5 protein-coding genes are annotated in these 9426 nt (G+C 75.0%); all 5 read left to right on the forward strand.

The genetic code is table 11. The annotated features are described in order from the left end of the window. Positions 1-272 precede the first annotated feature (272 nt). The 5 genes from leuS to ACIRS1_RS03065 all read left to right on the forward strand — a co-directional run bounded on the left by leuS (position 273) and on the right by ACIRS1_RS03065 (position 9220). Entirely contained in the window at positions 273-3155 is a 2883-nt protein-coding gene (leuS, locus tag ACIRS1_RS03045; protein WP_360221788.1) for a leucine--tRNA ligase, read from the forward strand. Between the two features lie 374 nt (positions 3156-3529). Further along, positions 3530-4315: a hypothetical protein gene (locus tag ACIRS1_RS03050; protein ID WP_402836395.1), complete on the forward strand. Its 786-nt coding sequence runs from the start codon at positions 3530-3532 to the stop codon at positions 4313-4315. A 57-nt stretch (positions 4316-4372) separates the two neighbouring features. Further along, positions 4373-5218, forward strand: coding sequence for a DegV family protein (locus tag ACIRS1_RS03055; RefSeq protein ID WP_360221782.1), 846 nt, complete (start codon positions 4373-4375; stop codon positions 5216-5218). A 131-nt stretch (positions 5219-5349) separates the two neighbouring features. Then, positions 5350-6489: a helix-hairpin-helix domain-containing protein gene (locus ACIRS1_RS03060; RefSeq protein WP_402836397.1), complete on the forward strand. Its 1140-nt coding sequence runs from the start codon at positions 5350-5352 to the stop codon at positions 6487-6489. Positions 6490-6568: 79 nt separating this feature from the next. Next, positions 6569-9220: a ComEC/Rec2 family competence protein gene (locus tag ACIRS1_RS03065; RefSeq protein WP_402836399.1), complete on the forward strand. Its 2652-nt coding sequence runs from the start codon at positions 6569-6571 to the stop codon at positions 9218-9220. The last annotated feature ends 206 nt before the right edge of the window (positions 9221-9426 follow it).

Raw genomic sequence — 9426 nt, forward strand, 5'->3', positions numbered from 1 at the left:
TGCGGCGGGCGGCCCGTGAAGGGCGTGCGGCGGGCGGTCCGCAGGGCGGTACACCCGGGAGCGGGCCGACCCGCTTGCGGTACCCTGAGCCCATGCGAACCGTGCGCCTGCTCCTTAGCCGGCCGCGCTGACCAGGACCGGCTGCGCCCTCGGGCGGGGCCGGAGTCGGCGTGGCGTCCCCTCCTGCGAGGGGATTTTTTGTTTTCCGCCCCCGTTCACGGGCCGGCCGTGTGCGCGGTTCGCCAACTGACACCGATGGAGCTTGAAGGACCATGAGCGAGACGACCCCTGCGTCCGGCACGGCCGAGACCGTGACCGAGCCGTTCCGGTACAGCGCTGCGCTGGCGGCGGAGATCGAGTCCCGCTGGCAGGACATCTGGGAGAAGGAGGGCACCTTCCACGCCCCCAACCCCACCGGTGCGCTGGCCGACCCGTCGGCCGGTGACGTCGCCGCGCGGCCGCACAGCTTCATCATGGACATGTTCCCGTACCCCTCGGGTGCGGGCCTGCACGTCGGCCACCCGCTGGGCTACATCGCCACCGACGTCTACGCCCGCTACCAGCGGATGACCGGCCACAACGTGCTGCACACGCTGGGCTACGACGCCTTCGGCCTGCCCGCCGAGCAGTACGCGGTGCAGACCGGCACCCACCCGCGGGTCTCCACCGAGGCCAACATCGCCAACATGCGCCAGCAGCTGCGCCGGCTGGGCCTGGGCCACGACCCGCGCCGCTCGATCTCCACGATCGACCCGGAGTACTACCGCTGGACCCAGTGGATCTTCCTGCAGATCTTCAACTCCTGGTACGACGAGGCCGCCGGCAAGGCCCGCCCGATCGCCGAACTCGTCGCCGGGTTCGAGTCCGGTGAGCGCGCCACCCCGGACGGCCGCGCCTGGGCCGAGCTGTCCGCCGCCGAGCGGGACGAGCTGCTGGGCGAGTACCGGCTGGCGTACGCCAAGGAGGTGCCGGTCAACTGGTGCCCCGGCCTGGGCACCGTCCTGGCCAACGAGGAGGTCACCGCGGACGGCCGCTCCGAGCGCGGCAACTTCCCGGTGTTCAAGTCCAACCTGCGCCAGTGGATGATGCGCATCACCGCGTACTCCGACCGGCTGATCGCCGACCTGGACCTGCTGGACTGGCCCGAGGCCATCAAGCTGCAGCAGCGCAACTGGATCGGGCGCTCCGAAGGCGCCCGGGTCGACTTCGCCGTCGGCTCCGACGAGAAGATCACCGTCTTCACCACCCGCCCGGACACCCTGTTCGGCGCCACCTACATGGTGCTGGCTCCCGAGCACGGTCTGGTCGACTCGATCGTCCCGGCCGCCTGGCCCGAGGGCGTGCCCGCCGAGTGGACCGGTGGTGCCGCCACCCCCGCCGAGGCCGTCGCCGCCTACCGCGCCACCGCCGCCGCCAAGTCGGACGTCGAGCGCCAGGTCGAGGCCAAGGTCAAGACCGGCGTGTTCACCGGCGCCCACGCCGTCAACCCGGTCAGCGGCGCGGCCGTCCCGGTGTTCATCGCCGACTACGTGCTGATGGGCTACGGCACCGGCGCCATCATGGCCGTCCCCGCCCACGACCACCGCGACTTCGCGTTCGCCCGTGCCTTCGCGCTGCCGATGCGCTGCGTCGTCGAGCCCACCGACGGGCGCGGCGAGGACCCGGCGGCCTGGGACGACGCGTTCGACACCTACGACTCGGTCATCGTCAACTCCACCCGGGACGGCCTGACCCTGGACGGCCTGAGCGTCGTCGACGCCAAGGCGCACGTGACCGGCTGGCTGGCCGAGCGCGGCATCGGCGAGGGCACCGTCAACTACCGCCTGCGCGACTGGCTGTTCAGCCGCCAGCGGTACTGGGGCGAGCCCTTCCCGATCGTCTACGACGAGGACGGCGTCATGCACGCGCTGCCCGAGTCGATGCTGCCGGTCGAGGTCCCCGAGGTCGACGACTACTCGCCGCACACCTACGACCCGTACGACTCCACCTCCTCGCCCAAGACCCCGCTGTCGCGCAACGAGGACTGGGTCAACGTCGAGCTGGACCTGGGCGACGGCCCGAAGCGGTACCGCCGCGAGACCAACACCATGCCCAACTGGGCGGGTTCCTGCTGGTACGAGCTGCGCTACGTCGACCCGTCCAACGACGCGGCCGTGGTCGACCCCGCCAACGAGCGCTACTGGCTGGGCCCGACCGCGACCAAGCCGGCCGGCGGCGCCGACCTGTACGTCGGCGGTGCCGAGCACGCCGTGCTGCACCTGCTGTACGCGCGCTTCTGGCACAAGGTGCTGCACGACCTGGGCCACGTCTCCTCCGTCGAGCCGTTCCACAAGCTGTTCAACCAGGGCATGATCACCGCGGACGTCTACCGCGACGAGCGCGGCTTCCCGGTGCCCGCCGCCGAGGTCGAGGAGCGCGACGGGGCCTACTCCTGGCAGGGCGAGCCGGTCAAGCGCGAGGCCGGCAAGATGGGCAAGTCCCTGAAGAACGCCGTCGCCCCCGACGACATCGCCGACGAGTACGGCGCCGACACGCTGCGCCTGTACGAGATGTCGATGGGCCCGCTGGACGTCTCCCGCCCCTGGGACACCCGCGCGGTCGTCGGCTCGTACCGCTTCCTGCAGCGGCTGTGGCGCAACGTCGTCTCGGAGACCACCGGCGAGCTGGTCGTCACCGAGGAGGAGCCGGACGAGGCCACCCTGCGGGCCCTGCACAAGGCGATCGACGGCATCCGTGCCGACATGGCCGGGCTGCGCTTCAACACGGCCGTCGCCAAGGCGATCGAGCTGAACAACGCCCTGGTCAAGCGCGGCTCCACGCCGCGCGCCGTGGCCGAGCAGCTGGTCCTGATGGTCGCGCCGCTGGCCCCGCACATCGCCGAGGAGCTGTGGCGCCGACTGGGCCACGGCGAGTCGCTGGCGCACACCGACTACCCGGTCGCCGACCCGGCGTACGTGGTGGACGAGTCGGTGACCTGCGTGGTGCAGATCAAGGGCAAGGTCAAGGCGCGGCTGGAGGTCGCCCCGGGCATCTCGGACGCCGAGCTGGAGGCGCTGGCGCTGGCCGACCCGGCCGTCGTCGCGGCGCTGGGCGACGCGCCGGTGCGCAAGGTGATCGCGCGGGCTCCGAAGCTGGTGAACATCGTCACCGGGTGATTCGGTGATTCGGTGATTCGGTGATCGGGTGACTGGTCGACCGGTGACTCGGTGATCGGGTGACTGGTCCCGGTGGATCGGGTGACCGGTCGGCGGTCGGTCGGTGTGCCGGTCGAGCGTGGTGTGTGGGCGGGCGTCCTCCGGGGCGCCCGCCCTTCGCCGTGCTCCGGCGCTCTCCGCCGTGCTCCGGCTCCCGCTCCTCTCCCTACGCGCCCTGTGCCCTTGGGGGAATCCCCGATCTGTCCCTGATCTCCGCCGCCCGGGCCCGTTCGGCCGGCCCCCGGGCCCCGTGCGGCGGCTACGGTGGAACCCTCGGCAGGGCGGCCCGCGTTGGGACCGGTGGGGGCCGAAACGGTGGCGGAAGGTGGCTCGCGATGGACGTGTTCGGCGTGATGATCGGCCTGGTCCTGCTCTTCGGGATCGCGGCGCTGGTACTGGCCGTGGTCGGCACGGTGCGGGCGGCGAAGACGGTCGCCGCGAAGATCGGGCAGCACGAGGCCAACGCCCGCCGCGCCGTGGAGAACGCCACCCTCAAGGCGAAGACCTACACCAAGGCCGGGCCGCCCGGGCAGATCGCCGCCGTCCGGCTGGGCCTGCGCACTTCCCTCGACGGCACCCGGCAGGTCCTGGAGGGCGGGCTGCCCCAGGACGGCCAGCTCGGTGAGTCCCTCGCCCTGCTGACCAGGCTCGACGCGCACGCCGCCGAACTCGACGCCGAACTGCGGATGCTCGAGCGGGAACCGGACGTCGCCCGGATCGCCGCCAAGCTGCCCGAACTGCGCCGCCGTGCCGAACGGATCACCCGCTCGGCGGAGACCATGCGCTGGGCCGCGCAGGACCGGATGCACCGGTTCGCCGACGACGAGCTCGGCCGGCTCAGCCAGGAGTGCGAGAGCGAGGCCGGGGCGCTGCGGCACTGGGACGGGCCGTCGTCCGGGGCGTCGTCCGCTTCCGGATCGTCCGCGACGAGTTCGTCCGGTACGTCGGGCTCGTCTGGCTCCGCCGGGGCCGCGGGGGGTACGGGAGAGCCGGCGGCACGGGCCGGGCTGACCGACGGGAAGGGGCGTGCGGGCGCGGAGGAGCTGCTCGGGCTCGCCGACCCGCTGGCCAAGCTGGCGCAGCGCCTGCGGAAGCCGTCGGCGGGGCCCACGGCCGGCTGAACGGGGCCCGCAGCAGGGCGCTGTCCTCGGCGACGAACGGGGAGTAACCTCCGCCTCATGCCCTCCGACCTCGCACTCGTCACCGATTCCACGGCCTATCTGCCGCAGGAGGCCCTCGACCGCCACGGGATCACCGTCGTCCCGCTCAGCGTCGTGGTCGGCGACTCGGTGCTCTGCGAGGGTGTGGAGATCTCGCCGAAGGACGTCGCCGAGGCGCTGCGCGGCAAGCAGCGGGTGACCACCTCCCGGCCGAACCCGGAGACCTTCGCGGCCACCTACCGGGCCGCCGCCGAGGCCGGGGCGAAGGGCGTCGTCTCCGTGCACATCTCCGGCGAGCTGTCCGGCACGGTCGAGGCGGCCAGGCTGGCCGCCGCCGAGGCACCCGTGCCGGTGCGGGTGGTGGACAGCCGACTGGTCGGCATGGCCCTCGGGTACGGGGTGCTGGCCGCCGCCGAGGCGATCGAGGCGGGGCAGGACCTCGCCTCCGCGGCTGACGCGGCGACCCGGCGCGCGGCCGGGACCAGCGGGTTCTTCTACGTCGACACCCTGGAACACCTGCGCCGGGGCGGCCGGATCGGGGCGGCCCGGGCGCTGCTCGGGTCGGCGCTGGCGGTCAAGCCGCTGCTCCACCTGGACGGGGGCCGGATCGAGCCGCTGGAGAAGGTGCGCACCGCGTCACGGGCGATCGCGCGGCTGGAGGAGATCGCGGTCGAGCGCTCGGGGGACGGAGAGGTCGACATCACCGTGCACCACCTGGCGGCCGAGGACCGGGCCGAGCCGCTCGCGGAGCGGTTGCGCGCGCGGGTGCCCGGGCTGCGCGAGCTGTACGTGGGCGAGGTGGGCGCGGTGATCGGCGCACATGTCGGGCCGGGGCTGCTCGCGGTGGTGGTCGCGCCGCGCTGAGTGGCCCCTGGTCAACTCGTCGAGGCTCGACTCACTCGTGCGAGCGATCTGTTTTATCCACAACCCCCGGGTTTTCCACAGGGTTTGGGTAATTTCTGCGCGCCGGTCCGAGGGCTCCTACCGTCCTCGGCATGACGAGCTTGAGCCTGGGCGCGGCGAAGCGCCACGAGACCGACGAGACCGTACGACTGCGGATGGCGGCGCTGCTGCCCGTGGACGGTGACCGGGCTGCCGGGGCGCGAGCCCCCGCGGCCGGATCGGGCTCCGGCACCGGTGCGCCCGGCTCCGGCACCGGTGCCCCCGCCTCCGGCACTGGTGCGCCTGGCTCCGGCACCGTGACCGGGGAGCCCCCGGCGACGGGGCCGCCGGCGGGAGCGGGGCCGCCGGTAGGTGAGGGGCCGCCGGTAGGTGAGGGGCTGCCGGTACCGACGGCGGAGTCGGGGAGCGTGCGCGGTGCTCCGGCGCCGCCGTCCGCCTCCGACATGCCGGGCGCGCCGGAACCGCCGGGACCACAGGACTCCTTCGGCCCGGCGATCGCGCCGCGCTTCCGGTTCGGCGCCGCCCTGGCGCTCGACCGGCGGGCGGTGGCCGGGTTGGCCGTGCTGCTGCTGTTCGCCGTCGGCTACGCCGTGCAGCACTTCTGGTTCGCCCGGCCGCAGGCGCTCCCGGTGCCGGCGCTGGCGTCCGTTCCGGGGTCGGCAGGGCCGACGGCGGCCGAGCCCGTCGTGTCCCCGGGCGAGACCACCGCCGAGAGCGCGGGCGGTGCCGGTGCCGGTGGCGCGGCGGCGGCCGTGACGGGGGGTCCCGGCCCGCCCGGTGCGCCCGACGCCGGGTCGGCCGTGGTGGTCGACGTCGGCGGGCGGGTTCACCTCCCCGGTCTGCACACCCTGCCGGGCGGGTCCCGGGTGGCCGACGCGCTGAAGGCCGCGGGCGGCCCGCAGCCGGAGACGGACACCCACAACCTGAACCTGGCCCGGGTGCTGACGGACGGCGAGCAGATCCTCGTCGGCGAGTCGGCCCTTGCGCCCGCCCCCGCCGCCGGGCCCGGCGGCGGCCTCCCGACGCCCGCCGGTCCCCGACCACCCGTCAGCCTCAACCGCGCCACCCTCGAACAGCTCGACACCCTCCCCGGCGTCGGCCCGACGCTGGCCCAGCGCATCCTCGCCTACCGCACGTCGCACGGCTCGTTCCGCTCGCTCGACCAGCTCCGACAGGTCAGCGGAATCGGCGCGCGGACGTTCGCGGAACTCCGCCCCCTGCTCACCCTCTGACGTCCACCCATCCGACCCGTCCATCGTCGACCGTCCGCCCGAGGCGGTCCGCCGCCACCCGCCGAGAGGGGGTACCGCCATGCCCGTCACCATCGACCAGGCCTCGACCGCCCGCTCCGCGGGTGCCGACTTCCGACTGCTGCTGCCGGCCGTGTCGGCCTGGGCGGTCACCGCCGCGCTCCTCGGCCTGGCGCCGCACCACCACATCCACGCCTTCGGGTTCGCGGCCGCCGCGACGGCGGTGGCCGGCCTGCTCCTGGCCGGACGCGGGCTCCGGCGCCGCCGAGGGGCGGCGGTGACGCTGGCGGCCGTCCTGCTCACCGGGGCCGCCGCCGCGGTCGCGACCCCGCTGCACACCGCCGACCTGCACCGCGGGCCGCTGCCGGAGCTCGCCCGGGCGGCCGAGCGCGCGGCGCCGCACTCCCCGGACCGGTCCGCCCGGGCGGTCGACGTGGAGCTGACCGTCGTCGGGGACCCGGCGCCCCACACGTCCCGCAGCGGCACCGCGGGAGGGCAGACCCTCCTGACCGTCCAAGCGGTGGCCGACCGCGTCACGCTCCTCCCGGACGGCCGGAGCACCCGGACGCGGACACCCGTGACCGTCATGGTCCGGGGCCCGGAGGCCGAACCCTGGCAGCGGCTGCTCCCGTCCCAGCGGCTGGCGGCGGAGGCCGAGGTGCGTCCGGCGGGCGAGGGGCACGAGACCGAGTCCGCGGCCCTGCTGATCGCCCACGGGCCGCCACGGCAACTCGCTCCACCGAGCCTTCCGCAGCGGATCGCCGGGCGGCTGCGCGCGGGCCTGCGCACGGCCACCGACGGGCTCCCGCCGGATGCGCGGGGGCTGCTCCCGGGCCTGGTCGTCGGGGACACCTCGCGCCTGCCCGACGACCTGGAGGACGCCTTCCGGGCCACCGACCTGGTGCACCTGGTGGCGGTCAGTGGGGCCAACCTGGCGATCGTCCTCGGCGTGCTGCTGGGCGCCCCCGGGCTGGCCGGGACCTCCGAGCGACGCGGGCTGGCCGCGGCACTGGGGCTCTCGCTGCGCACCAGCGCGCTGCTCGGGACGGCCCTGACGCTGGCCTTCGTCACCGTCTGCCGCCCGGAACCCAGCGTGCTGCGGGCCGCGGGGACGGGACTGATCGGCATGCTCGCGTTGGCCACCGGCCGCCCCCGGCAGGCGGTGCCCGCGCTCGCCGGGACGGTCCTGGTCCTCGTCCTGCTGGACCCGTTCCTCGCACGCTCCTTCGGCTTCCTGCTCTCGGTGCTCGCCACGGCAGGGTTGCTCGTCCTCGGGCCGCACTGGGCCGCGGCGCTGCGCTCCCGGGGCTGGCCGCACCACCTGGCGGGCGCCCTCGCCGCGACGGCCGCCGCGCAGGCGCTGTGCGCGCCGGTGACGGTGCTGCTGTCCGGTCACGTCAGCCTGGTCGCGATCCCGTGCAACCTGCTGGCGGAGCTCGCGGTGGCCCCGGCGACGCTGCTCGGTTTCGGGGTGCTCGTGCTGCAGCCGCTGCTGCCCGGCCCGGCCGGCCTGCTCGCCGAGCCGGCCGGGGCGGCGGCGGGCTGGCTCGCGCTGGTGGCCCGGCGCGGAGCCGAGCTCCCCGGTGGCCAACTCGTCTGGCCGGGAGGGTGGTTCGGGGTCGTGACGGTCGCACTGGGCGCCCTCGCCGCCTGCTGGGCGGCGCCGCTCCTGCTGCCGCGGCGAACGGAACCCGACTCCGTCCGTCCTCGTCTCCGGCCCCGCCCCCGGCGGCGGAGGCGATGGGTGCGGGCGCTGGTGACGGGGCTGTTGCTGGTGGTCCTGCTGGCCGTGCTGCTGCGACCGCCCCAGCTGACGAGGATCGCCACCGGCTGGCCGCCACCGGGGTGGCGGATGGTGATGTGCGACGTCGGCCAGGGGGACATGTCGGTCCTCGCGGCGGGTGCACCGGAGCGGGCGGTGGTGGTCGACGCGGGTCCGGATCCGAATGCCGCGGACAGGTGTCTGCGGGATCTCGGGGTCACGGAGGTGCCGTTGCTCCTGCTGACGCACTTCCACGCCGATCATGTCGAGGGTGTGCCGGGGGTGGTGCGGGGTCGCCGGATCGGGGCGGTCGAGGGCACCACTCTGGACGAGCCGCCGGGTGAGGTCGCCAGGGTGACGGCGTGGTCGGCCGCTGCGGGCGTACCGCTGCTGCGGGCCGGGCGGGGTGAGCGGCGGTCGGCGGGTGCGGGGCTGTCCTGGGAGGTGGTGTGGCCCGAGGCGGGGTCCGTGGTGGAGGCGCCGGGGGCGAACAACGCCAGCGTGGCGCTGCTGGTGTCGGCGGCGGACGGTCTGCGGATGGCATTGCTGGGTGACCTCGAACCACCGGCGCAGGCCGCCTTGTCAGGGCGGGTGGGGAGGGTGGACGTGTTGAAGGTGGCGCACCACGGTTCGGCTCATCAGGACTGGGCCCTGGCCGGCGAGCTGCGGCCCCGGCTGGCGTTGATCTCGTGCGGCGAGGGCAACGCGTACGGTCATCCGTCCCCGCGGACGGTGGACCGGCTACGGGCGCTGGGCGCGAGCGTGCTGCGGACCGACCGTGCGGGGGACATCGCGGTGACGGGTGACTCCCCGGCCGCGCTCGGCGTGTCCGTGCACCCGCAGGGCGCGCACGGAGCGCGCTGGGCGGATGCACACGGCGAGGGCGGGGGCGGGGTGACGGCCTCCGCCCCCGGGCGGGGCGCGCGGTCCCCGCGAGCCCCGCCCGGATGACCCCTGCCCTCCTCTCCTCCCACCTCATGGGGGGGGAAGGGAAAGGGGTGGGGTGGGGAGGAGGGGGGGCGGGGCGGGGCCCGGGAAACGGTTGCGGCGGGCGCCGGGCGGGGCCCGGGCGCGCCCCCCCCGGGCCCCCCCCAAGCGCGATACCACGGGTACCCGGCGGACCAGTTACCACACACCAGGGCGCCGGGCCCCCGGGC

Source organism: Kitasatospora sp. NPDC101176 (genome assembly GCF_044768035.1).
Classification (GTDB): Bacteria; Actinomycetota; Actinomycetes; order Streptomycetales; family Streptomycetaceae; genus Kitasatospora.